Source organism: Blastococcus atacamensis (assembly GCF_002938425.1).
Classification (GTDB): domain Bacteria; phylum Actinomycetota; class Actinomycetes; order Mycobacteriales; family Geodermatophilaceae; genus Blastococcus; species Blastococcus atacamensis.
In genome coordinates this window covers 54,495-80,556 of record NZ_POQU01000001.1, presented here as the reverse complement: position 1 = coordinate 80,556, position 26,062 = coordinate 54,495, and the positions used below count along the sequence as shown (strand labels likewise).

General features: G+C 72.3%; 26 protein-coding genes. 11 read left to right on the top strand and 15 right to left on the bottom strand.

Annotated elements, in window-relative coordinates:
* The first annotated feature begins 71 nt into the window (after positions 1-71).
* Positions 72-1,277: a cation:proton antiporter domain-containing protein gene (locus tag C5508_RS00455; protein ID WP_104522499.1), complete on the top strand. Its 1,206-nt coding sequence runs from the start codon at positions 72-74 to the stop codon at positions 1,275-1,277.
* A gap of 28 nt (positions 1,278-1,305) precedes the next feature.
* Here C5508_RS00455 and C5508_RS00450 read toward each other — a convergent pair whose 3' ends face one another.
* The 8 genes from C5508_RS00450 to C5508_RS19235 all read right to left on the bottom strand — a co-directional run bounded on the left by C5508_RS00450 (position 1,306) and on the right by C5508_RS19235 (position 9,882).
* On the bottom strand, positions 1,306-2,184 hold the full coding sequence (locus C5508_RS00450) for a potassium channel family protein (RefSeq protein ID WP_104522497.1): 879 nt from the start codon (positions 2,182-2,184) through the stop codon (positions 1,306-1,308).
* 135 nt (positions 2,185-2,319) lie between these two features.
* Complete coding sequence (locus C5508_RS00445) at positions 2,320-3,780, bottom strand: NADH-quinone oxidoreductase subunit N (protein WP_104522597.1); 1,461 nt, start codon at positions 3,778-3,780, stop codon at positions 2,320-2,322.
* 5 nt (positions 3,781-3,785) lie between these two features.
* Positions 3,786-5,438: a complex I subunit 4 family protein gene (locus tag C5508_RS00440; protein WP_232796812.1), complete on the bottom strand. Its 1,653-nt coding sequence runs from the start codon at positions 5,436-5,438 to the stop codon at positions 3,786-3,788.
* A gap of 43 nt (positions 5,439-5,481) precedes the next feature.
* Positions 5,482-7,422: a proton-conducting transporter transmembrane domain-containing protein gene (locus C5508_RS00435; protein WP_104522495.1), complete on the bottom strand. Its 1,941-nt coding sequence runs from the start codon at positions 7,420-7,422 to the stop codon at positions 5,482-5,484.
* A complete protein-coding gene (locus C5508_RS00430; RefSeq protein WP_198597748.1) occupies positions 7,419-7,736 on the bottom strand; it encodes an NADH-quinone oxidoreductase subunit NuoK in 318 nt (105 codons plus the stop codon). The genes C5508_RS00435 and C5508_RS00430 overlap by 4 nt, the downstream gene beginning before the upstream one ends.
* The gene (locus C5508_RS00425) at positions 7,733-8,314 is read right to left on the bottom strand and encodes an NADH-quinone oxidoreductase subunit J (protein WP_104522493.1); all 582 of its coding nucleotides are present in this window, start codon (positions 8,312-8,314) and stop codon (positions 7,733-7,735) included. Before C5508_RS00425 ends, C5508_RS00430 begins: the two co-directional genes overlap by 4 nt.
* 10 nt (positions 8,315-8,324) lie before the next feature.
* The gene (locus C5508_RS00420) at positions 8,325-9,263 is read right to left on the bottom strand and encodes an NADH-quinone oxidoreductase subunit H (RefSeq protein ID WP_104522491.1); all 939 of its coding nucleotides are present in this window, start codon (positions 9,261-9,263) and stop codon (positions 8,325-8,327) included.
* Complete coding sequence (locus tag C5508_RS19235; RefSeq protein ID WP_113684631.1) at positions 9,256-9,882, bottom strand: hypothetical protein; 627 nt, start codon at positions 9,880-9,882, stop codon at positions 9,256-9,258. The genes C5508_RS00420 and C5508_RS19235 overlap by 8 nt, the downstream gene beginning before the upstream one ends.
* Positions 9,883-9,972: 90 nt before the next feature.
* Here C5508_RS19235 and C5508_RS00405 point away from each other — a divergent pair, with 90 nt between their 5' ends.
* On the top strand, positions 9,973-10,440 hold the full coding sequence (locus C5508_RS00405) for a hypothetical protein (RefSeq protein WP_157943883.1): 468 nt from the start codon (positions 9,973-9,975) through the stop codon (positions 10,438-10,440).
* 146 nt (positions 10,441-10,586) lie between these two features.
* Here C5508_RS00405 and C5508_RS00400 read toward each other — a convergent pair whose 3' ends face one another.
* Complete coding sequence (locus C5508_RS00400; protein WP_232796811.1) at positions 10,587-10,946, bottom strand: NADH-quinone oxidoreductase subunit A; 360 nt, start codon at positions 10,944-10,946, stop codon at positions 10,587-10,589.
* Positions 10,947-11,094: 148 nt separating this feature from the next.
* On the bottom strand, positions 11,095-11,472 hold the full coding sequence (locus C5508_RS00395; RefSeq protein WP_104522591.1) for an ArsR/SmtB family transcription factor: 378 nt from the start codon (positions 11,470-11,472) through the stop codon (positions 11,095-11,097).
* A gap of 117 nt (positions 11,473-11,589) precedes the next feature.
* Here C5508_RS00395 and C5508_RS00390 point away from each other — a divergent pair, with 117 nt between their 5' ends.
* Positions 11,590-11,997 (top strand): four-helix bundle copper-binding protein, encoded by a 408-nt coding sequence (locus C5508_RS00390; RefSeq protein ID WP_104522481.1) that lies wholly within the window; start codon positions 11,590-11,592, stop codon positions 11,995-11,997.
* 157 nt (positions 11,998-12,154) lie between these two features.
* On the opposite strand, the gene C5508_RS00385 is transcribed toward C5508_RS00390, so the two are convergent.
* The 3 genes from C5508_RS00385 to C5508_RS00375 all read right to left on the bottom strand — a co-directional run bounded on the left by C5508_RS00385 (position 12,155) and on the right by C5508_RS00375 (position 14,263).
* Positions 12,155-12,421, bottom strand: a complete 267-nt coding sequence (locus tag C5508_RS00385; protein ID WP_104522479.1) for a heavy-metal-associated domain-containing protein — start codon at positions 12,419-12,421, stop codon at positions 12,155-12,157.
* Between the two features lie 201 nt (positions 12,422-12,622).
* A complete protein-coding gene (locus tag C5508_RS00380; RefSeq protein WP_232796810.1) occupies positions 12,623-13,468 on the bottom strand; it encodes a F510_1955 family glycosylhydrolase in 846 nt (281 codons plus the stop codon).
* A gap of 183 nt (positions 13,469-13,651) precedes the next feature.
* Positions 13,652-14,263: a DUF305 domain-containing protein gene (locus C5508_RS00375; RefSeq protein ID WP_104522477.1), complete on the bottom strand. Its 612-nt coding sequence runs from the start codon at positions 14,261-14,263 to the stop codon at positions 13,652-13,654.
* Between the two features lie 870 nt (positions 14,264-15,133).
* On the opposite strand from C5508_RS00375, the gene C5508_RS00365 reads away from it, so the two are divergent.
* From C5508_RS00365 to C5508_RS00340, 6 genes are all read left to right on the top strand, one after another.
* Complete coding sequence (locus C5508_RS00365; protein WP_104522473.1) at positions 15,134-15,745, top strand: DUF305 domain-containing protein; 612 nt, start codon at positions 15,134-15,136, stop codon at positions 15,743-15,745.
* Between the two features lie 567 nt (positions 15,746-16,312).
* Positions 16,313-16,579, top strand: coding sequence for a metal-sensitive transcriptional regulator (locus C5508_RS00360; RefSeq protein ID WP_091984694.1), 267 nt, complete (start codon positions 16,313-16,315; stop codon positions 16,577-16,579).
* Between the two features lie 14 nt (positions 16,580-16,593).
* A complete protein-coding gene (locus tag C5508_RS00355) occupies positions 16,594-16,899 on the top strand; it encodes a rhodanese-like domain-containing protein (RefSeq protein WP_104522471.1) in 306 nt (101 codons plus the stop codon).
* A 55-nt stretch (positions 16,900-16,954) separates the two neighbouring features.
* The gene (locus tag C5508_RS00350) at positions 16,955-18,334 is read left to right on the top strand and encodes an MBL fold metallo-hydrolase (RefSeq protein WP_104522469.1); all 1,380 of its coding nucleotides are present in this window, start codon (positions 16,955-16,957) and stop codon (positions 18,332-18,334) included.
* A 50-nt stretch (positions 18,335-18,384) separates the two neighbouring features.
* Positions 18,385-20,544, top strand: coding sequence for an MMPL family transporter (locus C5508_RS00345; protein ID WP_104522467.1), 2,160 nt, complete (start codon positions 18,385-18,387; stop codon positions 20,542-20,544).
* Positions 20,545-20,783: 239 nt separating this feature from the next.
* Positions 20,784-21,560, top strand: a complete 777-nt coding sequence (locus C5508_RS00340; RefSeq protein ID WP_104522465.1) for a sulfite exporter TauE/SafE family protein — start codon at positions 20,784-20,786, stop codon at positions 21,558-21,560.
* 21 nt (positions 21,561-21,581) lie between these two features.
* Here the strand turns inward: C5508_RS00340 and C5508_RS00335 are convergent, their stop codons facing one another.
* Together C5508_RS00335 and C5508_RS00330 are read right to left on the bottom strand one after the other, a co-directional pair.
* Positions 21,582-22,748, bottom strand: coding sequence for a sialidase family protein (locus C5508_RS00335; RefSeq protein ID WP_104522463.1), 1,167 nt, complete (start codon positions 22,746-22,748; stop codon positions 21,582-21,584).
* 79 nt (positions 22,749-22,827) lie between these two features.
* Positions 22,828-23,547, bottom strand: coding sequence for a GAF and ANTAR domain-containing protein (locus tag C5508_RS00330; protein WP_104522461.1), 720 nt, complete (start codon positions 23,545-23,547; stop codon positions 22,828-22,830).
* A gap of 231 nt (positions 23,548-23,778) precedes the next feature.
* Between C5508_RS00330 and C5508_RS00325 the strand changes: the two genes are divergently transcribed.
* Both C5508_RS00325 and C5508_RS00320 read left to right on the top strand, forming a co-directional pair.
* The gene (locus C5508_RS00325) at positions 23,779-25,287 is read left to right on the top strand and encodes a mannitol dehydrogenase family protein (protein WP_104522459.1); all 1,509 of its coding nucleotides are present in this window, start codon (positions 23,779-23,781) and stop codon (positions 25,285-25,287) included.
* Entirely contained in the window at positions 25,284-26,024 is a 741-nt protein-coding gene (locus C5508_RS00320) for an HAD family hydrolase (RefSeq protein WP_104522457.1), read from the top strand. The genes C5508_RS00325 and C5508_RS00320 overlap by 4 nt, the downstream gene beginning before the upstream one ends.
* Positions 26,025-26,062 lie beyond the last annotated feature (38 nt).

Below are 26,062 nucleotides of genomic sequence, written 5' to 3'. Positions count from 1 at the left end.
CCGCCCGGCGGCATGATCGTTCTTCGCACGCAGCTGTTTGCGGCTGCACCGAGGGCTCGGGAGTCGGACCGATGCACGACCTGCACCTGGCGTACGCGCTGGTGGGCAGCCTCGCTGTCGCGCTCGCGGCACTGTCGAGCCGCATCCGCGACCTGCCGCTCAGCGAGCCGCTCCTGGCATTGCTCCTGGGTGTGCTCGTGGGACCGCAGCTGCTCGGCCTCGTCGACGTCCCCGAGAGCACCCGGTCGACCTTGCTGACCGAGGCCGCCCGCGTGCTGCTCGCGATCTCGCTCATCGGCGTGGCCCTGCGCTACCCGGTCCGCCGGCTGCGGCCGATCATCACCCCGACCGCGGTCCTGGTGACCGCCGGGATGCTCGGCATGGCGGCACTGTCCGCGGGCCTGGCCTGGCTCGTGCTGGGCGTCCCCGTGGCCCTCGCCGTCTTGCTCGGCGCGTGCATCTCCCCCACCGACCCGGTGCTCGCCTCCAGCGTCGTGACCGGGAAGCCGGCCGAGGCGCACCTCCCGGCCCGCACCCGACAGCTGCTGTCCGCGGAGTCGGGCACCAACGACGGCCTCGCACTGCCCCTGGTCCTGCTCGGCATCGCCCTGGTGATCGGGGGGTCCGTCGGGAGAGCGGCCCTGGACGGGCTGTACCAGGTCGGCGTCGGGGTGGCGGTCGGCGTCGTCATCGGGCTGGTCGCCGGGAAGGCGGTGACGTACGCGCTGCGGCACTCCGACGTCGACCAGGGGGCGTCCTTGGTCTTCACGCTCGTGCTGGCGGTGGCCGTCCTCGGCGTCGCCCGGGTGCTCGACGCCGACGGCGTGCTGTCGGTGTTCGTCGCCGGGCTCGCCTACAACGCGGTCGTGGCCAACGACGAGGTCGGTCCGCAGAACACCATCGACGAGGCAGTGAACCGCTACGTCGTCCTCCCTCTGTTCCTGCTGCTGGGGATCGAGCTCCCGTGGTCGCAGTGGGCGGACCTCGGTTGGGCCGCTGTCGTGTTCCCGGTGGCGGTCCTGCTGCTGCGGCGGCTCCCCGTGCTCCTGGCTCTCGTCCGTCCGCTGCGGCTGCGGCTGCGCGACGGGATGTTCCTGGGCTGGTTCGGCCCGATCGGAGTGAGCGCGGTCTTCTACCTCATGTTCAGCGAGGAGGAGGGGGTGGGCGACCCCCGACTGTGGGCGGCCGGGAGCCTGGTCGTCGCGGCGAGCACCGTCGCCCACGGGGTCACCGCCACCCCCGGCCGGCGTCTGTACCGCCGGGCGGCGAACCGCTGATCGCCGTCTTCTCCGACCCTGGGCACCGTCAGGACGCCGGGTAGCCGTGGTCCCCCGCGTAGCTCTGCAGTACCTCGGCGGCGTCCTCCCCGACGAGCCGGAACTGCTGCCTCAGCAGATGCGCGTAGTCGTCCACTGCTTCGGCGAGCACTGTGGCGGCCAATCGCAGATCCGTACGCGTGGACTCCTGGCCGGCCTCGGCGAGCTCGCACGCGTAGTGGAGCCGAGCCGGCAGCGAGCTCGTGGCGTCCGCCTCGCGGAAGAAGTAGGTCTCCGAGTACTGGGTCAGGTCGACCCGGACCTGGACCACCTCACCGGCCAGCGACTGCAGCAGCGTCGATGCGGAGGAGGAGTCCGATGCCGGCAGCTCACGGGCAGCCTCTGCCCGTTGCAGCAGGGCCAGCCGGATGGCCAGCGCCCGCCGACGGGCCAGCGCCGGGTAGACCTGCAGGACCCACGACACGGCCGCGGTCAGGAGCGCGAAGCCGATCAAGGCCTGCGCTGGCGAGGCGAGCCGCAGCCAGGGCGCCTGAGGAACGATGTCCCCGTACCCCAGGGTCGTCACCGTGACCAGGGACAGGTAGAGGGAGTCGAGGACGTCGCCGCGCTGGACCGGGTCCAGCGTCGAGCCGAAGGAGTACCCCTCGCTCATGTGCGGCCAGTAGACCAGCGTCCACCCCGCCACGATGGTGGCCGTCCACGTGAGCACCACCGTCAGCAGCGCCACCGGACCCACCACCGAGGACTGCCTGCTCCGCCGTTTCAGCCGGCGGGACCCGCGCCAGACCGCCTCGATGACCCGACGACTGAGGGCCCCTCGTCCACTGGGGTGCCAGATGGTGTGGAACATGTCGCGCAGGACGAACAGGATGATCCCGGCGCCTGCAGCTGTGGCGAGCCAGTCCATGAAGTCCTCCTCGATGGGGTCGCGCTGTCATGCCGTGGTGACGACAGGTGCGGGCGCCCGCTGTGAGCAGCGGGTCTCCGTCGAGGCGCCCGCCCCCGGCGGAGCTGGCGGACAGCCCGCGCAGGCATCACCGGTTCAGGAGGCCCCGGTGACGCCGAGCCACACGCCGACGCCCACGCCGAGGAGGACCGACCCCACCGCCGCAGCGTGGAGGATCGCCGCCGGTGCGACCCGCACCTTCTGGGCCGTGCCGGGCGCCGTGCGGGGGCCACTGCCCACCGGCCCCTCCGCCGGCACCGGGGCCGTGGCCACCCCGGCGAACGCAGGGGCCATCCACCGCAGGTAGTAGAAGAGGCTGGCGACGGTGTTTCCCGCGGCCACGACGACGAGCCACGCCAGCCCGCCGTCCCAGGCCGCGGTGAAGACGGCAAGCTTGCCCACGAAGACCGCCGTCGGTGGCGTTCCGACCAGGCCGAGCAGGCACACCGCGAGGCTTCCCACCACCCAGCGGTGTCGGGCTGCGCCCGTGACCCAGTCCGTGATCGTCCGCGCCGCCGGAGTGGCGGCGATGGCGGCGAAGGCACCGATGTTGGTCACCGCGTACGCGGCCAGGTAGATCGCCAGGGCCGGAACGGCGACATCGGTGCGGGCGGCCACGGCGACGACCATGAACAGGTAGCCGACCTGGCTGACCGTGGAGTACGCCAGCAGCCGCAGGACGTCGGTCTGGGAGAACGCGGCCAGATTGCCCAGCGTCATGCTGGCCGTCGCGATGACGGCCACGAGCAGCGGGACGTCGAGCGGCAGATCGGCGAACGGCTCGGCGACCAGGCGGAACGCGGCGGCGACGGCACCGATCTTGGGGATCGTGGTGATGTAGGCGGCCATCGGGGGTGTCGTCCCGGCCGTGACGTCGGGAACCCAGAAGTGGACCGGAACGGCGCCGGCCTTGAACGCCACTCCGGCGAGCACGCCGAGGATCCCGACGGCCAGCAGCGCCGGGGACGTGCCCGGGAGCGCGGTGGCCAGCGCCAGGTAGCCGGTGGTGCCGGCGGCGAGCACCAGCGCGGCGACGCCGATCAGCAGCAGCACGCCGACGAAGGCGCCCATGAGGTAGTACTTCATCGTCGCCTCGGTGCCGGCGGCGTCCTTGGCGAAACCGGCCAAGGCGTAGAGCGGCACGCTGGCCAGCAGGTAGGCGGCCACCAGCAGGAGCAGGTCGCCACTGGCCGCCAGCGCGACGGTGCCGAGCGCACCGAGCAGCATGAGGACGTAGGCCTCGGTCTCCCGCGGGTGGCCGGCCACCGAGGGCGCCGCCAGCCAGACGAGGACGGCGACCGCGAGGGCGACGACGATGCGGACGACGCCGGTGGTGGTGTCGACGACCCAGGTGCCCTCGAAGACCCGCTCGGCCGGCCCGCCCAGTGCCGAGGCCGCGGCGACCGCGCTGGCCAGACAGGCCGCGGTGACCAGGAGCCGCACCCGCCACTGCGCCTGCTGCGGTGTCCACAGCCCGAGCAGCAGGCCGCCGACCGCACCGAGCAGGAGCAACCCTTCCGGCAGCAGCGCCGGCCACGCCTCCGTGCCGCCGGACATGCCCGTCACCGGGCCGCCAGCTCCACCACCGCCACGGCGGCCGGCTCGAGGACGTCGAGCAGGACGCGGGGGAACAACCCCAGCACCACGGCGAGCGCGAGCAGCGGGACGACCGAGATGAGCTCGTGGCCGCGCAGGTCACCGACACGGGGCGCGGTCCGTGCCTCCGCCACGACAGCGGTGGCGCCGCCCCCGACCGCCGGAGCCGGTGCCTCCCCGGTCCGGTCGGCGTCCGCTTCCCGATCGCCGTCCGTCCCGCCCGGAGCGACGGTGTCGCCGGTGAGCAGCCGCTGCAGGGCGAGCAGGAACAGCCCGGCGGTGACCAGGATGCCGACGACGGCGATCACGGTGGCCACCGGCGACGCCTGGAGGGCCCCCGTGAAGACCTGGAACTCGGCGATGAACCCGGAGAACCCCGGCAGCCCCAGCGATCCGAAGGCCGCCACGGCGAGGCAGGCGGCGAACACCGGTGCCGGACGGGCGAGACCGCCCCACCGGTCGAAGGCGTAGGTGTGACCGCGCGACCACAGCCAGCCGCTGAGCAGGAACAGCGCGCCGGTGAGGAGACCGTGGCTGACCATCTGGTACATCGCGCCCACGGTGGCCACCGTGCGCGCACCCTCGTCCGCCGCGGCGACCAGACCGGCGGCGCCGAGGCCGAGCAGGACGTAGCCCATGTGGTTGACCGAGGTGTAGGCGATCATCCGCTTCACATCGGTCTGCGCCAGCGCGACGAACGCACCCCACAGCACGCTGATCACCCCGACGACGACGGCGACCATCGCCCAGCGCTGCCACGCGTCGGGGAGGATCGGCATCGCGATGCGCACGAAGCCGTAGGTGCCGAGCTTGAGCAGGACGCCGGCGAGCACGGCGGACCCGGCCGCCGGCGCATCGGTGTGCGCGTCGGGCAGCCAGGTGTGGAACGGGAACAGCGGCGTCTTCACCGCCAACCCCAGCCCGATCGCCAGCAGCACCAACCCACCGGCCACCGGAGAGTCGGCCAGCGGCGGGTTCGCCGCCAGCGCCACCATGTCGAAGGTGCGCTCCTCGCTGCCGAGGAACAGCCCGATGAAGCCCACCAGGAGGGCAAGCGACCCGATGAAGGTGTAGAGGAAGAACTTCAACGCGCTGCGCCGGGCGTTGCCGTGCCCCCACCCGGCGATGACGAAGTACATCCCGACGATCGTCAGGTCGAAGAAGACGAAGAACAGGATGAGGTCCAGCGCCGCGAACGTGCCCAGGCACGCGGTCTGCAGGAAGAGGAACAGCGCGGCGTAGGTGCGCGGCCGGTCGGGTTCACGCAGCGAGTAGACGGCGCAGGCGAGGAAGAGCACGCCCGTCAGCGCCAGCAGCGGCAGGGACAGCCCGTCGACCCCGACGTGGTAGCCCGCGTCCACCGTCGGGATCCACTGCAGGTCCGCCTCGTAGGCCAGGCCGTCCACCACGCCGGAGGCATCCGTGCCGGGCTCGAAGCGCCACCACATCCAGCCGACCAGCACCAGGTCCGCGGCGGAGGTGGCGATCCAGAGCCCGATCGCGGCGCGCCCGGTCAGCCGGGGGGCGGCCAGCAGCACGGCTGCCGCCAGGAGCGGCAGGAAGATCACGACGGTCAGCAGCACGGTCTCGTCTCCTCCTCGTTGAGGCTCGTCGAACACGAGCCCGACGGTGCTGTACTCCCGCAGGACCTCACACGCTCGGTCACCGGCGCACCACCAGCAGGAGGACGAGCAGGAACCCGAGACCGGCGGTGGTCTGGGCGTAGTACTGGTGCAGCAACCCGGTCTGCGGACGCCGGGCGGCATCCCCCGCGCGGCCGAATGCCCGCGCGGTCGCCCGGACGGCGCCGTCCACCAGGCCTGCGTCGGTGCGGGCGGAGGCCGCCGCCACTCGCCGGGTCCCGGCGGCGACAGCGGTGACCGCCCGATCGATGCCGCCGTCGTCGGCGCGGGCGGCCAGTCGGGCCACCTGCCGGGCAGCGGAGCCGGCAGCACGGACCACCCGATCGATCCCGCGGTCGTCGAGGGCGGCCAGCACGCGGGCCACCGCGAGCGCCGGTCGGGGCGAGAGCAGGTGCCCCAGCCCGGCCCACGCGGCCACCGGGCTCCGCTCGAGCGCTCTGCCGACGGCCGGGCGGGCCCTGCTTCCGAGGACGGTGAGCGTCAGGACCGCCACGGCGAGTGCACCGGAGAGGAGCAGGTCCCCGAGCCCGGGAGACGGCTCATCCTCCGCGTCCAGCACCGTCTTCAGCGCGTCGGTCACGGTCGGCAGGGCGAGCACACCGAGCCCCGCGGCGAACACCGCCAGGACGCCGGCCACCGTCCGGGTCCGCAACGGGACCTGGCGGGTCCCCGGCTCCTCCTCGTCGAGGACCTCCTCCCCCGTGGGCCGGGCCAGGACGACGGCCAGGATCTTCCCGGCGTAGACGGCCGAGACCACCGCGGCGGCGAACCCCACGACGGTCAACGCCGTTCCCTGGACGCCCGCCAGCACCTCGTCCTTCGTCGCCCACAGCGAGAGCGGCGGCACGCCGGCCAGGGCCAGCGCCGCCACGGTGGCCGCCGCCCCGATGCCCGGGTACCTCCGGGCGGCACCGCGCAGGCCGGCCAGCTGCTTGGTGCCCAGCGCGCTCAGCCACGCCCCCGCGGCGACGAACAATCCGGCCTTGACCGCCGCGTGCCCGACCAGCTGCGCGGTGCCGCCCGCGGTCGCCCCGACCCCGGCGCCGAGCACGACGAACCCGACCTGCGCGGCGGTGCTGGCGGCCAGCAGCTGCTTCAGATCCGACTGCGCGACGGCCACCGCACCCAGGACCAGAGCGGTGAGCGCGCCGGCCCAGGCCGCAGCCGTCGCCGCCCAGCCGGTCGCGGCGAGCAACGGCTGCATCCTGAGCAACAGGTAGCCCCCTGCGGCGACCATGGTCGCCGAGTGCAGCAGGGCGCTGACCGGGCTTGGGCCCTGCATCGCGGCCGAGAGCCAGGCCGAGAAGGGCAGCTGCGCCGACTTGCCGAGCGCGGCGACCAGCACGCCGGCCGCGGCGACGTCCGCCCAGCCGCCGGCCGCGGCACCGAGATCGGCCAGCACCAGGCTGCCGGTGGCGGCCAGTGCGGCCCCCGCCGCGACGTAGAGCCCGAGGTCACCGGCCCGGGTGGTGACGAACGCCCGGGTGCCGGCGGCGAGCTTCCCGGGCTGGTCCCAGCGGAAGCCGATCAGCGCATAGGACGTCGCCCCCATCACTTCCCACGCCAGCAACAGGGCCGGCAGCGTGGCTGCGGTGACGGTCGCCAGCATGGCGGCGACGAAGAGCAACAAGAGCCCGAAGAAGCGGGCCCGCGCTGCATCCCCCGGCAGGTCCGCGACAGCGAAGACTGTGACCAGCAGGGCGATCCCCGCAACCAGCACCACGAGCACCGCGGACAAGCCGTCGACGACGAGGCGCAGGTCCCCGCCGTCGACGATGCCCAGGAACGGCATCGAGACGCTGGGCCGGCCGGCCGCCACCAGGGCGGCGAGCGCGACGGCGACACCCGTGACCGCGATGGCGAGCGGCCCGGCGACGCGGTCGGCCCGCCGTCCGCTGACCAGCAGGACCGCCGCGCCCACGGCGGGCAGCAGCACCAGGGCGGCGAGGGTGGCGGTCATCCGCGCAGGTCCGTGGCCATGTCCACCATGTCGACCTGGCGGGCGCGGTAGATGGCGATCGTCACGGCGAAGCCCATCGCCATCTCCACGGCCATGACGACCAGGGCGACGACGACGAGCACCTGCGCGTCGGGCAGCTCGGGTGCGAGGAAGTACCAAGCAGCGCCCCCGGCGAGCAGCACCCCGCCCAGCACGAGCTCCAGGCCCATCATGACCATGACGATCGATTGCTGGGACAACGCACCGAACAGCCCGACCCCGATCAGGCCGGCGGCGACGGTCAGCACGATCTGCAGGACGATCTCAGCGCTCACCGGGGCAGCCCCCCGGGAACCGGGTCGTCCGGCCGTGCGGCGGTCAGGTCGGCGCCGAAGCGGTCGTAGCGCCCACGCGCGGTGGCCAGCACCGTGCCGGCCAGGATCGTGGCGAACAGCGCGATGCCGATTCCCAGCATGACCAGCATGTGGCTGCCCATGATCGCCTCGCCGAGCTGCCGGGTGCTGTCCGCGGGCAGCTGTCCGGAGCGGGCCGGCCAGTCGACGGTCCAGATCCCGGCGGTGAGGACGACGAAGGCACCGGCGCCGACGACGGCCGAGCCCTTGGTGTTGTGCACCATCGTCATCGGCATGAGCCCGGCCGGGTTCATCATGAAAGCGATCATGAAAACGGCCATGATCGCCATCTCGATCGTCATCATCAGCGCGGTCACCACGGCCAGGTAGACCAGGTCGAAGGCCACCAGGACACCGGCGACGGCCAGGAACGACCCCAGCAGCGCGAACGTCGCCCGGGCCATCGAGTCCACGACGAACACCGCGACGCCCGCAGCCACCGCCAGCACGCCGAGCACGACCACCGTGGCCATCGCCCACCCCGACACGTCGGTCAGCATCGTGCCCTCCTCACGCGTAGAACCCCTCCTGCACGAGCACGGCGACGACCAGCGCCTGCACCAGGGTGAGCGGCACCAGCACCATCCAGCCCACCTCGACCGTCCGGTCCGGGCGCAGCACGGGCAGTCGCCGGCCGACCCACACGAGCGCCGCGACCACCGCAAGGGTCTTCAGCAGGTGCCACACCGGGCCGGGCAGCCACGGCCCGGCGTCGCCGCCGAGGAACAGCGCGGCCGCCATGGCGGCACTCGCCCCCAGGAACACCGCACGGCCGGCCTGGACCAGCAGCCGGTCGACCCCGGACAGCTCCGAGGTGACCCCGCCGGCGATGTCGACCGCGGCGGGCGCGGCGAGCGGCCCCCAGAAGGCGAAGGCCGCGGCGCCGGCCACGAACACGAGGAAGGCGACGGGCATGGTCACGACCAACCACAGATCCTGCTGCGCGGCGAGGACGTCCGTCGTGCGCAGCGATCCGGCTGCCAGACCGGCCGTGATGAGGGCGAACATCAGCGGCAGTTCGTAGGCCAGCCCCTGGGCGAGGAACCGGTAACCGCCGGTCAGGGCGTGGAACGCGTTCGGGCCCCAGCCGACCAGCCAGACCGCCGCCCACAGCAACGCTTCCATGGCGTTGAACCACACGAGGTCGGCGCTGGTCGACCACAACGTCCGACCGCCGATCGGGACCACGGCCAGCGACAGCAGCGCCAGGATCGGCACCGCCGCGCAGCCCAGCCGCCACAGCAGCCGGTCCGGGGCGAGCGTGATCCGCCGCTGTTCGACCAGCAGGCGCGCACTCGAGCGCACCGGCTCGACAGCGCTCCCCGGTGCACCGGAGACGACCGCGCGGTCGATACCTGCCACCACGAGCCCCAGGAACAGGCCGACGACCACGACGCCGAGGACCGCCGGCGCCAGTCCCCACGTCTCCGCCAGTGTCTGCTCAGGCATGTACGTGCTCCGGAGTCGACGCCGCCGGCACAGGGGTGATGTCCAGGCTCGCCACGATCAGGCGCGCGCTGCCGATCTCCGCGCCTTCCACCAGGGCCGCGACCTCGTCCAGTGAGGTCGCGGGCGGCTCTTCGACGGGTTGCCCCGACGCGATGTCGCACCAGCGCCGGACGCGGTCCACGACGCCCTCACCGGCACGGTGCTGGGAGGCGACCTGCCCGATGCCACCGGCCGTCCACGACAGGGTCCGGGATCGGCGAACGCGCCGCGCCACGGCCTGGGCGAGCCGCTGCGCCGCCTCCCGATCGACCCCGCCGACCAGGCCGTCCCGGGCGCGACGGGCGTCCCGGGCGGCCGTGGGCCAGCCCGCTACGTCGAGGAAGTGGGCGAGCCGGTCCAGCGCCGCACACTGGGAGTCCTGCGGCGCCTGCCCAGTGCGGAGCGCGTCGGCGTCGAGCCAAGCGAGCTCGGCCGACGTGAGGACGTCGCCCTGCAGGTCCGCGCGCAGCACCAGGCCGGTGGGCCAGCCGGGCAGCACCGGTCCCAGAGCGACCTTCAGAACGTCGAGCTCGAGACCGTCCCGGTCGGGACCGGTGGAGGCCATCGGCAGCCCGGCCACCTCTCCACCGTGGTGCATGTGGCCCTTGTGACCACTCCCGTGGTCCATACCCTCATGGCCACTGCCGTGGTCCATGCTCTCGTGACCCTCATGGCCACTGCCGTGGTCCATGCTCTCGTGACCCTCATGGCCACCGCCGTGGTCCATGCCCTCGTGGCCCTCATGGCCACTGCCGTGGTCCATGCTCTCGTGACCCTCATGGCCACCGCCGTGGTCCATGCCCTCGTGGCCCTCGTGGCCACCGCCGTGGTCCATGCCCTCGTCGCCCTCGTGGCCCTCATGGCCACCGCCGTGGTCCATGCCCTCATGGCCACCGCCGTGGTCCATGCCTTCGTCCTCGTCCTCCTCTTGGCCGAGCAGCGAGGCCGGCGAGGGCCGCTCGTCTCCGTCGGCACGCCCTGCGACGCGCTCGAACAACGCGGCTGGAGCCGCGTCCAGATCGACGGCGAGGGTGCCTTCCCGGTGCACGTCGATCCGGTGTCGCGGTTCGGGAACCTGGCTCCACAGAACGTCGACGGCCGCTGCGAGCTCCGGTCGGGGCTCACCGAGGACGAGTAGGAGGTCGGTATCCGCAGGTGCCAGGGAACGTCTCCAGCCGCGCCGGCCGAGTTCGGCCTCGACGGACCACCGAAGCGTCGCCTCGCCCGGGACGTCCACGAGCAGGACGCGAGGCCGAGACAGGGCCCAGGCCCGCAGTCGGCCGTTCAGGTCCATCGGAGTGCACCTTCACGCCAGACGTAGGTGACACCGACGAGGAGAACCGCGAGGAATCCGAACATCTCGATGACGGCCTGTGCACCCATGTCCGCGACCACGACTGCCCACGGGTACATGAAGATCATCTCCATGTCGAAGGCCAGAAAGAGGACTGTGATCGCGTACCAGCGGGTGTGGTAGCGGGAGACGGCGTGCTGCTGCGGCAGCAGGCCTGACTCGTACGGCAGCACGGCTCCGGGCGGGCGCGCGCTGCTCAGGGCCGACGAGAGGGCGTAGAGGCCGACGACGCCGGCCACGAGGAGCGCCGCGAGCGTCAGCAGGCCGACCATGGTTCCCCCTTCACTCACGTGGGACACCCCACGGCAGCGGCCGGGAGTAGATCAGGGACGACATCCGCACATTCGTCCGGGTATCGCCGACTGTAAGGGTGGTCGAGGGCCCCCGCGCGGCGACGACCCCCGCTCCGGCGACCGCGCCCACCTCAACACGCCAGGGTCAGTCGTCCTCCGGCGCGGCGTTCGCCAAGACGACCAACTGGCGGAGGCAGTGGTCCCGTAGTGGCGCGGGAAACCCTTCGGCCAGGCGGTAGTAGACGACGCGCCCCTGTTTCCGGTTGGCCACGAGACCGGCGGTGCGCAGTAGCCGCAGCGCGTAGCCGACAGCGTCCTCGTTCGCGTCCAGCGCCAACGCGAGATCGCCGACGCAGAGCTCCTCGACCATGTCCAGGGCGAACAGGACCCGGGCCCTGGTGGGGTCGGCCATGAGGCTCAGCACGCTGGTCAGTTGGGCGGTTTCCTCCCGGCCGGGAAGCCGGGTGCGGGCGTGGGCCACCCGTTCCGGGTCGACCGGGTGCGCATGGTCAGGTTCGGTCATCGAAAACACCTCCGATCCGCCCATACCCGTACGGACCTACGGGTAGCCCCCGATCTGTCGGCGAGAGTCTCGGACGGCAGCCAGGCCGACCGACGCCGTGGCACCGAGGAGGCACCCATGACCGTGGCAGCTCAGATGCTCGACACCTACCCCGAGGACCTCGGCGGGGTGGACAAGCAGAAGCTCTTGGAGTGCATCGAGGCGTGCTTCGAGTGCGCCCAGGCCTGCACCGCCTGCGCCGACGCCTGCCTCAGCGAGGACATGGTCGCCGACCTGACCAAGTGCATCCGCACCAACACCGACTGCGCCGACGTCTGCGACACCACCGGGCGGGTGCTGTCCCGGCACACCGGCTACGACGCCAACCTCACCCGCGCCGTGCTCGAGGCCTGCGCCGCCGCGTGCAAGGCCTGTGGTGACGAGTGCGCCCAGCACGCGGAGATGCACGAGCACTGCCGGGTGTGCGCGGAGGCCTGCCGGCGCTGCGAGGCGGCCTGCCGCGATCTCATCTCGTCCCTCGGCTGACCAGCCCCGGGTCGCGGCGGGCACCATGACCAACGGTCGGCTGTGACGCACGAGGTCGATACGACCGCCGCCGAGTCGCCGGTGACCCTTCACCGGCGACTCGGCGGACGGCGGGGCCGGCCAGCGTGACGGCAGGTCGACAGCCGGTTCTGCTCGGTCAGCTGCAGCCGCAACTGCATCCGGACGGCTGGCCGCCGGCCAGCGGCAACTGCTGAACGGGTGCGGCGATCCGGTAGCCGGCCTCCTCCACCGCGGCGCGCACCGCGGCGTCCTGGACCTCGTTGTCGCTGGTGACGGTCAGCCCGCCGGTGGCCAGCTCCACGTCCACGTTCGTGACGCCGGGCACCTGACCGACCTCCTCGGTGACCGAGTTGACGCAGTGGCCGCAGGTCATGCCGACGACGGTGTAGGTGGCGGTGCTCATGGGGCTTCCTCTCCGGCTGGTGGCCGATGGTTCTCCGGGCGGCGGGCTACCGCGCCATATGCCAAGGCGGTACCCCCGGGGTATGAGCCAGTCGGCGCGCAGGCCCATGGCCGCGGGACGGGAGGTGCGCGTCACCCGGTTCATGGCGGTTCACGCCGGCGCGTCAGGGGCTGGCTCCCCGGCCCTCTCACGGCCATGCCCTCACTGCTCCAGGACCACCTCGAACGTCCGGCCTCCGTCCGTGGAGGTGACCACCGTTGCCGCGGTCACCACGGTGATGCGGTGGTCCTCGTCCGCCGAGGAGGACACCGCCACCGCCTGCGGGGGCGATGCCAGGTCGGCGCCGCTCGACCAGGAAGCGCCACCGTCGCTACTGATCCAGATCACGCCCGAGGGATCGACCCCCGCCACGTGCATGCCGTCGTCCGCCCAGTCCACGACCTGGAGCAGTGGAGCGCCGTCCACGGCCGACCAGGTGCTGCCGGCGTCGGCGGAGCGAAGCAGTCCCTGTGCGGTCGTCGCGAGCACCAGGTCCGTGTCGGGCGAGGCCGCCAGGCTGTGCGGCTCGGCCGGGATGCTCAGCTGCTCCCAGTCCCGGCCGTCGTCGCTGCGGAGGAGGGCGCCGTCGTAGCCGAGAACACCGGCGGCGCCGGTGGTGAGGGCGTGGAAGTCCGACTGCCCCTGCCGCGACACCGGACTCCAGGTCCGGCCGCCGTCGATCGACTCGATCAACCCCATCGGCTGCGGAAGGTCGACCCGCAGCCCGGGGTGGCCGGAGGCGAGGAAGTGCTCGGCCCCGGCAACGGTGAACCCCATGAGGTCCATGACCGGACTGGCCAGCTCTGCCTGCCCCTCGGCGGTCACCCGGAACAGCCCCTCGTGCGTCGCGAGCAACAGGGAGCCGTCGGCCGGATCGGTCCCCACTCCGTGCACGTGGCTGATCTCCAGTGCTGGCTGAGCGGGTGTCGGGGGTGCCGCTACGGAGTGCGGCGACCCGGACGTGCAGCCCACCAGCACGGCGGCGGCGGACAGCAGGACGGCCGGCACGCTCCGTCGGTGGGAGCCGGGGACAGGGCGGATCGTCGAACGTGGTGTCACGGATGCACTCCTTGGTGCCGGTGCAGAGCGCGGCGCCGGGCAGGGGCGCCACGGCAGCCGCCGACCGGCCGGTGTCGTCAGATGGAGAAGGTGGGGCGCGGCGCCTGGACGGCACCGCGCCCCGGAAACGGATCAGCCACCCAGCTCGGTGAGCAGCTGCCGCATCTCCTCGATCTCCTGCGTCTGGGTCTGGCTGATCAGCCGGGCGAGGTCGACGGCCTCGGCGTTCCGGCCGTCGTCGATCTCCGTCCGCGCCATCTCCACGGCGCCCTCGTGGTGCTCGATCATGGCCTCGAGCCACATGCGGTCGAACTCCGGACCGGCGGCCGGCATGTCCTCCATGCCCATGCCGCCCATGCCCTCGGACCCGTGGTCCATGCCGCCCATGTCTCCGGAGTTCTCCTGCAGCGACTGACCCCACTCCTCGAGCCAGCCGGTCATGAGGTCGATCTCCGGATCTTGCCCGTCTTCGATGCGCTCAGCCAGGTCCACGACCCGGGGATCGGAGGCGCGGTCCGTGGCGGCCTCGGCCATCGTGAGCGCGCCTTCGTGGTGCGGGATCATCCCCTGGGCGAAGGTGACGTCGGCGTCGTTGAACTCCGCGCTCTGGTCGGCGGAGCTCTCGTCGGTCGCGCTGCTACCGGCGGCCGGCGTCTCGGCCGTGTCCGAGCAGCCGGCGAGCACGACGACGGCGGACATCAGCCCACCGGTGAGGCGGACGAGACGAATGCTGGTGCGGTTCATGCTGGTCTCCAGTTCTGCGGAATGTAGGCATGCGTGCGAAACCCCGGAGCAGCGGTAGCTGCCGGGGTGCAGCGGTTCGGCCTAGATCCGCAGGAGACAGAGGACGGAGAGGTCCGGTGGCCGCGGCCGCAGCGACCACGCGGCGAACCGATGACCACATCTCGGGGACCTGCGGACGAGCGGAATCACCCTGCCACGGAGGCTCGCCATAGCGCCCAGGACAGTCAATCCCGCAAGCAGGACGGCGAGACACACGGCTAGGACGTGAGCGCCGTGCCACGGCGCCGGCAGACCGGTGGACGCGGTGGCGGCCGCGTCCCGTACGCCGCCCACAGCTGCGACTTCGGCGTGGCCGGGCGGCACCTCGGCGGCCGCGAGGTGGACGGCCGCGGCGTGGACAAGAACAGAGGGTGCGGCTGCGTGGGACCAGGACCCGTGCTCCATGGCCGGGTCCGAGGTCACGCACTGCACACCGTGCATGGCGAACACCGCAGCCAGCAGCAGCAGCGCCGTCCACAGCCGTGTCGCCATGACCCACCTCCTCCATATGACGGTACGACGGCCGCTCGGACGCACCGGGGCCCTGGACGCACCATGACAGGACAGGGGCCCCGCGACGCCGTCGACCTCGCCCGAGGCGGCCGGAAGGCGGTGGATGCCCCAGCCGCCCGCGGAAGGCCGTCGCGAGCTGGGTTTACCCGTAGAGCCGTACGGGCATGCGGCGATTTCGGCCTCGGGCCCTGCACGCCGCAGCCGACGCTGTACGTGGGGTCTCCCCTTCGACCATCTACAGCGCCACCGCGCGGGTACGAGGCCTGGGCTCTCCCGAACAGATTCCTGCACCGCCCACGAGCGAACGGAGACCGAACCATGGCATCGACGCAGAGCAGGAACGACGAGGGACACGAGCACGAGGAGGACGGTCAGGGCGACGGCATGTCGCAGCAGACGAAGATGTACCTGCGCTTCGGGGCCATGATTCTGACCGCCATGGTCGTCATGTACTGGACCATGTTCGCCGCCACGTGGGAATGGAGCCATGTCCAGTTCAGCGAGAGCCGCGTGTTCATGGCGCTCACCATGGGCGGCACCATGGGGCTGATCATGCTGGCCTGGATGCTCAACATGTACAAGAACATGAAGGGCAACATCGCGATCGTGGCGGCCAGCCTGCTGCTGCTCGGTGGCGGTATCGCCCTCGACCGCAGCCAGGTCACCGTGGACGACAACAGCTGGATGAGCGCGATGATCCCGCACCACTCGCTGGCGATCACCCGGTCCGAGCGCGCCGACATCGACGACGTCCGCGTGTGTCAGCTCGCCGTCGACATCATCGTCGCCCAGCAGAAGGAGATCGCCGAGATGAAGTGGCTTATCGCGGACATCGAGGAGAACGGCGAGGCGACGACCCCCGAGGAGGCGCAGTCCCGAGCCGTGCCGGAGTTCGACGGCTCGGCTCTGCGCGACTGCGCAACTGACTGACCCGGTCGACGCCGGGCGGGTCGCCGTCCGGCGGGCGGCCGATCCGCGGATGTCCTCCGCGGATCGACGGTGAGGGTCATCGCGGCGCAGGCGAAGACCCCACCGGCGTCGGCGCTGGCGTCGCCCGGCATCGCGGCGCCGCACGTCACGCCGGTCGGTGTGGCGAACGTGGGCACGCTGCTGCACTCGGAGATGGCGCCGCTGCGATGCAACCGCACGCGATCACAGCTGCGGTGTGGAAGGAACGCCGAGCAGTTGGCCCGCCACGCGCCGGTCCAGTCAGCGCAATGGCACCCGGCCGCCGCCCGGCTGGCTGACCGGCGCACCGGGCAGCTGCCAGCGATCGTGCAGCGGTGCTCGAGCACGCCGGCGACGCGAGACGGTTGGAGGCGCACGTCCACCGCCGCGCCCATGGGCGCTGCGGGCTCGCGTTCCCGACCGGCGGCTCGAGGCCGTGGTGGTTGCAATGGCGGGTGCCGCCTGCGGCGACGCGGCCACCCCAGCACCTGCGCCGGGGGTCACCGCGCTGCGGTTGCACATACCCCCGGGGGTATCTACAGTGGCGTCGTGGACATCCCCCAGGGCGAGCTCGCCGACGTCGTCAAGCGGCTCAAGCGCATCGAAGGCCAGATCGGCGGCATCGTCCGCATGATCGAGGACGGCCGGGACTGCTCGGCGGTCGTCACCCAGCTGGCCGCCGCATCCAAGGCGCTGAGCAAGGCGGGCTTCGCCGTCGTCTCCACGGGGATGCGCTATTGCTCGACCAACGAGGACGGCGAGACGCGCGAGGTCGACCTGCGCGAGCTCGAGCGCCTGTTCCTCTCCCTCGCCTGACCCCCGGAGCAACCATGAACTCGCGAATTCCCCAGCTCACCCCCTCTCAGGCCGCTGACCGCACCGAGGCCGTCCTGCTCGACGTCCGCGAAGCCAGTGAACTGGCCGAGGGCCGCATCGCCGGCAGCACCCACATCCCACTCGGCCAGCTGCCCGCCCGCGCCTTCGAGCTCGACCGCAGCCGGCCCGTCATCACCGTCTGCCGCAGCGGCGGGCGCAGTTCACAGGCCGCACAGTTTCTCGCGGAGCAGGGCTACGACGTGGCCAATCTCGACGGCGGCATGACCCAGTGGATGGCCGAGAACCGTCCCACCGTCTGACACCTTTCCATTTGCTCGACAGATACCCCTGCCCCGTACCGTATTAGGAGTCCTCGTGCAGATCGACATCATCGAGACAACCGGGCTCGGCGACCGCAGCTATCTGGTCAGCGCCGGTGGCGCCGGCGTGGTCATCGACCCGCAGCGCGACATCGACCGGGTGCTGGCCCTCGCCGAGAAGCGAGCCGTCCACATCGCGCTCGTACTGGAGACCCACCTTCACAACGACTACCTGACCGGTGGGCTGGAACTCGCTGCCACCGTGGGCGCGGACTACGCCGTCCCGGCCGGGGACACCGTCGCCTACGAGCGGGTGCCGGCCGCCGACGGCGACCTGCTCGAGGCCGGCCCGATGCGGCTGCGCGTGCTCCACACCCCCGGGCACACCCACCACCACGTCAGCTACGTGCTCGCCGACGCCGACGGTGACGTGCGGGCGGTGTTCACCGGCGGCTCCATGCTCTACGGCTCCACCGGCCGCACCGACCTGGTCGGACCCGAGCACACCGACGAGCTCACCCACGCCCAGTACCACTCCGTGCGCCGCCTCGCCCAGGAACTCCCGCCGGGCACCCCGGTGTTTCCCACCCACGGCTTCGGCAGCTTCTGCTCGGCCACCCCGACCAGCGGCGACTCCTCCACCGTCGGCGACCAGGTGTCGGTCAACCCGGCACTCACCCAGGACGAGCAGGCCTTCGTCGACCAGCTGATCGCCGGGCTCACCGCCATCCCCGCCTGGTACAGCCACATGGGCCCGGGCAACGCCGCCGGACCGGCGCCGGTGGACCTGTCCACGCCCCGGCTCGTCGACCCGGAGGAACTTGCCGGCCGGCTGGCCGCCGGCGAATGGGTGATCGACCTGCGCAGCCGCACCGCCTTCGCCGCCGGTCACCTGCCCGGCGCGCTGAACTTCGAACTGGCCATCGCCAACTTCGTCACCTACGTCGGCTGGCTGGTCCCCTGGGGTGCGCCGCTGACCCTCATCGGGGAGTCCGAGGAACAGGTCGCCGACGCCCGCCGGGAGCTGGTCCGCATCGGCATCGACCGTCTGGCCGGCGCCGCGGTCGGCAGCCCCGAGCAGCTGACCGCCGGCCTCGAGCTGAATTCCCACCCGGTCAGCGACTTCGCCGGCCTCGCGGTCGCGATGGCCACCGACCCGTCGCTGGTGGTCATCGATGCCCGCCGGGCCGACGAGCGCAGCGGTGGCGGCGTTCGCGGCTCGCTGCACATCCCGATCCACGAACTGGCCGACCGCATCGACGAGGTTCCCGCCGGCGACCCGTGGGTCTACTGCGGCTCGGGCTACCGCGCCTCGATCGCCGCTTCCCTGCTCGCCCGCACCGGACGCCGCCCCGTGTTGGTCAACGGCGGCTACGGCGACCCCGACTCCGGTGCGGCCGCCGCCGGCCTGCACGACGACTCCGCCACCCGCTGACCACTCGGCTCCGCCGGCTTCCCCACCCCTGCTACGAAAGCGACCGACCAGTGACGACGACGGCTCGCAGCCGCCAGCCCGCTCCGCCCTCCTCGCCCTCGCGCCCCGGCCCGCTCGGCCGACTCGGGGTGTGGGTCACCGCGCACGCCAGGACGACGACTGTCGTCTGGCTGCTGCTGATCGTCGGCCTCGGCTCCTTCGCACCGCGCGTGGAGGCCGCACTTTCCGGCGCCGGCTGGCAGGCCGATGGCTCGGAATCCGTCGCGGTCCGCGAACTCGCGGTCGACCACTTCGGAGGGAACGCCAGCTCCGCCATCCAGGTCGTCGTACAGAGCTCCGACGGCGCGGTCACCGAGGGCGCCGGCGCGGACGTTCTCGCCCGAGCCACCGACCTGCTCTCGGCCGATGACCGCATCGGCACCGTGCTGCAGCCACAGCCCGGGGCGACCCTCAGCCCGGACGGCACCACCGCCGTGCTGCTCGCCGGCGCCGGCGCCGACACCAACGAGATGGTCCGGGTCGCCGACGATCTCAAGAGCCCCCTGCAGGCGCTGTCCACCGGAACGGTGGAGGTCAACCCGACCGGGGCGTCCCTGCTGTGGTCGGACTTCAACGAGGCCAACCTCGACGCGATGCTGACGTCGGAGATGCTGTCCTGGCCGGTGACCCTCGGCATCCTGGTGCTGGCCTTCGGCGCACTGGTCGCCGCCGGTCTGCCGTTGCTGCTGACCCTGGCCGGTCTGGTCGCCTCGGCCGGGTCGCTGGTGCTGATCAACGAGCTCGTCCCGGTCTCCATCTGGGCGATGAACTTCGCGATGATGTTCGCCCTGGCGCTCGGGATCGACTACGCGCTCTTCCTGGTCGTCCGCTACCGCGCGGCCCGGATGGGCGGGGGCGCGTCGCAGGTGCGGGCGGTCGCCGAGACAATGGACACCGCCGGCAAGGCAGTGCTGCTGTCGGGCGCGACGGTGCTCGTCTCCCTCTCGGCGGTGATGCTGGTGCCGTCGCCGTCGTTCCGGTCGATGGCCGGCGGCATCATGCTGGCCGTCGTCTTCGTCCTCGCCGCGACGCTGACGCTGCTCCCGCTGGTCTTGTTCAAACTGGACCTGAAGATCAACCGGATCGCGCTGCCCTGGGCACGCGCCGGCGAGCACCGCTCCCCGCGGTTCGCCGCCTGGGGGGAGCGGCTGTGGAAGCGGCCCCTGGTGTTCGGAATCGGCGCGCTCGTCGTCCTGCTCGCCCTGGCCGCGCCGATCGTCGGCCTGAAGACGGCGATGCCCTCGATCAAGGTGCTCCCGGCCGACGCGAGCGCCCGGATCGGCTACGACCAGGTGCAGGAGTCCTTCGGCGACGGCGCCCCCGGCACGCTGCAGATCGTCGTCGACCCCGACGATGCTCCAGCAGCAGCCGTGAGCCTCGGCGACGACCCTGCCGTGGCCGGCGTGCTGCCGGCGATGCCTGCGCCCGACGGCAGCAGCCACGCGATGATTCAGGCCGTCCCCACGGTGGACCCCTCCGATCCCGCGCTGTCCGCGCTGGTCGACCGACTGCGCGCCGAGCTGCCCGACTCCGCCCTGGTGGGCGGTGCACCGGTGGAGAACCTGGATCTCAAGGCCCAGCTCGACGAATCCACACCCCTGGTGATCGGCGTCGTGCTGGTGCTGGGCTTCCTGCTGTTGCTCGTCGCACTCCAGGCGCCGCTGATCTCGCTGCTCGGCACCCTCGCCAGCCTGCTGTCCACCGCCGCCGCGTTCGGCGTCGCCCGCCTCGTCTTCCAGGAGGGCATCGGGTCCGGGCTGTTCGGGTTCGAGAGCCAGGGCTTCCTCGACGCCTGGGCCCCGGTGTTCTTCTTCGCGATGATCTTCGCCATCGCGATGGACTACACCGTCTTCCTGCTCGCCAGCGCCAAGGAGCACTACGAGCGGTCCGGCGACCCGCGCGAAGCGATGATCGGGGCGCTGGCGCACTCCGGGCGGGTCATCTTCGCCGCCGGCGCGGTCATGGTCGCGGTGTTCTTCACCTTCGCCCTGTCCGGGCCGCTACCACCCAAGGAGATGGGGATCATCCTCGGCGTCGCAGTACTGCTCGACGCCTTCCTCGTCCGCCTCGTGCTGCTTCCCGTGATGCTCCGGCTCACCGGCGCGGCCGCCTGGCGGAGCCCGGCGTGGCTCACCCGGGTGCTGCCCAACATCCGCTTCGCCCACGACTGACCGGGTGGCCGACCGCCGCCACCACCTACCGAGGAGATCCACCATGTGTCGAGCAGTCCCCTGCCGTACCTGCGGCAAGACGACCTGGGCCGGCTGCGGCCAGCACGTCGATCAGGTCATGGCCCGCGTCCCCACCGCGCAGCGATGCCCCGGGCACCCCCGCCCCGAGCGGTCCGGGAACTGGTTGAGCAGACTCCTCGGCCGCCGCTGATGTCGACCACCGGCGTGGCTGCAGCCCGATGATCGCCCTGATGATCGTCATCGGCCTCGTCATCGGCGTCCTCGTCGGGCTGCTGGGCGGAGGTGGCTCGATCCTCGCGGTGCCGGCGTTGGTCTACCTCGCCGGACAGGACCTGCAGCAAGCGGTCGCCACCTCGCTGCTGGTGGTCGGCATCACCGCGGTCGTCGCGGTCCTCCCCCGGCTGCGGGAACGGCAGATCAGTTGGCGGATCGGGCTGCTGTTCGGCGCGGCCGGCGCCGCCACCGCCGTCGCCGGCGCCGCGGTCAACCGACAGCTGCCCGACGCGGTGACCCTGGCCCTGTTCGCCGCCCTGATGGTCGGCGCCGGACTCCGGATGCTGCAGGAGAGACCGGCGACCGGCACGGCCTGCGCGATCGACGGGGGCCGGGTCAACTGGCGGCGCTGCCTGCCACGCACGCTCGCCGGCGGGCTCGTCGTCGGCTTCCTCACCGGCATGCTCGGCGTCGGCGGCGGATTCCTGATCATCCCCGTGCTCGTCCTGGCCCTGGGCCTGCCGATGCCGACCGCCATCGGCACGTCCCTCGTCGTCGTGGCGATCAACTCCGCCGCCGGCTTCTCCGCGCACGCCGGCGAGGTGCCGCTCGACGTGCCGGTCACGCTCGCCTTCACCGGCGCGGCCGTCATCTCCGCCGTCGCCGCCGGACGCCTCGGCGCACGCATGGACACCCCTCGGATGCGACGCTGGTTCGCGTGGCTGGTGCTGGCCGTGGCCACGCTGATCGCCACCCAGCTGCTCGTGGAACTCCTGACATGACCAGGCGCGCGTCCGCGCGGATCACTCGAACCGGTCGAGCCCGAAGCGCACGAACTTGAGCGAGTCCGGGACGGTGTGCTCGAACAGCACCGCGAAGGACCCGTCGGGCAGGGCGACCATCGTGGAGTAGCCCGACGGCCCGGTCTCCACGGCGTACTCCTCAGGCCAGCTCGCCCCGCCGTCCTTCGACAGCCGGACCACCAGGTGGGTCCGGTCGGTCTGCGAGGCCGGGTTCGAGGCCAGCAGCCAGTCCGCTCGGGGCCCGTCCGGATCCGGGTCGACGCGGAGGATGTCGCCGTTGCACCCGGGGTCGGGCAGCCCCAGCCGCGCCACGGGCACGGTCCACGGCCCGTCGATGCCGGGGGCGGTGGCGGTCCGCCGGTACGGCCCGGCGCCCACCCCGGGCCGGGCGTTGGAGATCAGCGAGCCGTCGGCCAGCTGTTCGACCTTGTGCTCGTCGACCATGGTGCCGGGCAGCGGCTCGGTCATCCGCCACGTGCGGCCGTGATCGGCCGACACCGCGAACGCGCCGACGTTGCTCCCGTCGCGCCGGTAGAGGTACGGCACGACCAGCGTCCCGTCGGCCAGCTGCGTCCCCTTGCCGGCGGAGGCGATGATGCCGCCCATGCCCGGCTCCTTGAGCTGCGCGGTGAGGTCGACGGTGTCCGACCAGGTGGCTCCGTCGTCGTCGGAGAACCGGTACCAGGGGTGCAGGGTGGTGCGGTCGTCCGGCCGGTCCGAGGGCAGCGCCCCGGCGAAGCCGACGCCGGGCGGAGCGCCGATGTGGAAGAGGAACAGCCGGCCGGTGTCGCGGTCGTAGGTCAGGTTGGGATCCCCCACCCCGAACGCCAGCTCCGGGACGTCGGACTCGGCATGGCGGGCCACGACCTGCCGTTCCGCCCACGTCTCCCCGCCGTCGAAGGAGCGGCGGCACACGATGTCGATGTTGTTGGGCAGATCGGCGACGGACACGTTGCGCGCGTCGTAGCAGGCGACGAGCACGCCGCGGGCGGTGATCGCGAGGGCGGGCACCCGGTACTGCATCGCCCCGTCGCCGGAGGTGTCGATCCGGGTCTCGGACACCAGGTGCACGCCCGACGCCGTGAGGGTGCGCGGCGCCGCGCCAGCGAGCGTGGCCGTGAGGGCGGCGGCCACGAGGAGCGCCGGCAGGCGGGTGGCCGCGTTCACCGGAACGCCCGAGCCGGAGGAGAAGCGCTGAGCCGCTCCGAGTTCACCGTCCGGAACGTACCCGCCGCAACGAGGATGGTCACCGGGAGGCGCGCACGTCCTCCTCGTGACCGGCGACCATCCGCGCGGCGACGTCCCGCAGCTTCTGGTTGTTGCGCTGACTGGCCGCCTTGAGCATGTCGAAGGCCTCCTCGGCGGTGCACCGGCGCTGCGCCATCAGCAGGCCCACGGCCTGACCGATCACCTGCCGGGTCACCATGCCCGTGGTCAGCAGGTCGACCGTCTCGTCCCGCGCCGCCATCTGCCAGGCCACCGACAGCGCCCCGCCGGCCTGCCCGGCCCAGATCCGTCCGGCGACCTCGTCCGCCGGGGTGAACGCATCGGGCCGGCTGGCGTACAGGTTCAGCGCGCCGCGGGCCCGATCCCCCAGCTCCAGGGGGAAGGACAGGGACGAGCGCACGCCTGCCTCCAGCGCTCGTTGCGGGTACAGCCCGAAACGCTGCTCCACGGCCGTGTCGGCGACGGCGACCAGTTCGCCGGACCGCAGCGCCTGCAGGCAGGGCCCGTCGTCGAGTTCGTACTGCCGTTCGTCCCCGGCGGCCGCGAGCTCCCCGCTGTAGGTGACCGTCCGACCGCGCCCGTCCTGCTCCAGGGTCACCCCGCAGGCCTCGGCTCCCGGGGTCTGCACCACGGCCCAGGTGACCAGCAGATCGAGGAACGATGCGACGTCGGCGAACTCTTCGAGCAACTCGAGGACGTCCTGCCCCCCGTCCGCAGCAGACCGGCCCGCCTCAGCCACGCTCCGCGCCTTTCAATTGTGCCCAACCGGACTCGGGTGAGTATGCCCGTCGGACCGGCACCCCGCACCAGCTCGCCGGTCGTGGCGGCCGTCCGTCGACGGCCGTCGGGGAGGTGTTCACCACATCCGGGCCGCTCCCGGGTTGGGACACCCCAGGGCTGGGCATGAGGCGGACAGCGCGGATGCGGGTGAACAGCACCCCGGTCCGCCCCTTCACCCGAAAGTTCCTCCTTGACGACGTCTGCCTCCACCCGGGCCGCGGCTCCCGCCGTCCCCCTGTCCGACCGCACGCTGGGAGATCTCCCGCCCGACGTGTCCGTCCCGACCTACGACCGGTCCGCCCTGCGCCCGGCGATCGTGCACATCGGCGTCGGCGGCTTCCACCGCGCCCACCAGGCCGTCTACCTGGAGGAACTCGCCCGCCGGGGAGCGACCGACTGGGGAGTGATCGGCGTGGGCCTGCACAGCCGGGCGATCGGCGAGGTCCTCGCCGACCAGGACCGCCTGTGGACCGTGGTCGAGCGCGCGGCCGAGGGCGACCGCGCCACCGTGGTGGGCGTCCTCACCGACTACCTCTACGCACCGGACGGGCCGGAGAAGGTCCTCGCGGCACTCACCGCCGAGGAGACCCGCGTGGTGACCCTGACCATCACCAGCACCGGCTACCGCATCGACGCCAACACCGGCGAGTTCGACGCCGACGACCCCGAGATCGCCCGCGACCTGGAGGAGCCCGGCCGGCCGCACACGGTGTTCGGCTTCCTCGTCGAGGCCCTGCACCGGCGCCGCGAGGCGGGCCTTCCCCCGTTCACCGTGCTCTCCTGCGACAACATGCAGTCCAACGGGACCGCGGCCCGCGGCGCGGTGGTGTCGTTCGCGCGGTTGCGCGACGCGGCACTGGCCGAGTGGATCGACGACAACGTCGCCTTTCCCGAGAGCATGGTCGACCGGATCACCCCCAGCACCAGCCCCGACGACCGGGACGCCATCGCCGCCGCGATCGGTGTGGACGACCGGTGGCCGGTGGTCACCGAACCGTTCAGCCAGTGGGTCATCCAGGACACCTTCTGCAACGGGCGGCCCCCGCTGGAGGCGGTCGGCGTGCAGTTCGTCGACGACGTGTCGCCGTACGAGCTGGTCAAGACCCGGCTGCTCAACGCCGGGCACAGCGCCCTCGCCTACCTCGGCTACCTCGCCGGCTACCGGACCACCGACGAGGTCATGGCCGACCCGGTCTTCCGCACGTACATGACCCGCCTGATGGCCGACGAGATCGCACCGCACCTGCCCCAGGTCCCCGGCGTCGACCTCGCCGAGTACCAGGCCACCCTCCTCGACCGGCTGGCCAACCCGCGGATGGCCGACCAGCTGGCCCGGCTGGGCCGGCGCGGCTCCAGCAAGATCCCGAACTACATCCTCCCGACGGTGCGTTCCGCGATCGAGCAGGACCGGCCGCACCAGCTGCTGTGCCTCGCGGTGGCGGGCTGGCTCCGGTTCCTGCGCGGCGCCGACTACGCCGGCGAGGAGGTGCCGATCGAGGGTCCGCGTCCCGACCTCGTCCCGATCGCGCAGGAGGGCGGCGGCGACGCCACTCCGATGCTGTCCGAGCACTCGGTCTTCGACCACATCGGCACGGACCCCCGCTTCGCCGAGTGCGTGCAGCGGGCGCTCACCGGCCTGGACCGCACCGGTCCGCGCGAGATGATCGAGGAGTTCCTGGCCGCGGGTGCGAGGGCATGACCGCCGCACCCGTCCGCCGGCTCGACGTACTCGCGGTGACGACCCTTCTGTGCGACGCCGACGGCACGCTGTTCCCCTCCGAGGAACCGGCCTACGCCGCCTCGGCCGACGTCACCAACCGCTTCCTGGCCGGGCTGGGCGTGGACCGGGCCTTCGCGCCGGACGAGCTGCAGCGCCTCACCAACGGGAAGAACTTCCGGGGGGCGGCCACCGAGCTGGCCGCCGCCCGTGGCCGCGACCTGACCCGCGCCGATCTTGACTCCTGGGTCAGCGAGGAGAAGGACGTCGTCACCGCGCACCTGCGGACGGTCCTCCGTCCCGACGACGGGGTGCGGGGGCCGTTGGAGCGCCTGGCCCAGCGGTTCACCCTCTCGGCAGTGACCTCCAGCGCGTGCTCGCGGCTGGCGGCCTGCCTCGACGTGACCGCGTTGGATCCGCTGTTCCCCTCGGATCGCAGGTTCAGCGCCGAGGACTCGCTGCCCGAGCCCACCAGCAAGCCGGACCCCGCCGTCTACCTGCACGCCGGCCGCACGCTCGGCGTGGGTCCGGCGCAGGCCGTGGCCGTCGAGGACTCCGTCAACGGTGCCCGATCGGCGGTGGCTGCCGGCTACCCGACGATCGGCATCCTCCAATTCGTGCCGGAGGTCGATCGCCCTGCCCGCGCCGACGCCCTCCGTGCGGCCGGTGTGGCCGTGGTCGTCGAGTCGTGGGCCGATGTGGAGGCAGTCCTGTGCTGACCAAGAACGGATCCGATCGGCACGAGGGACGCCGTCCC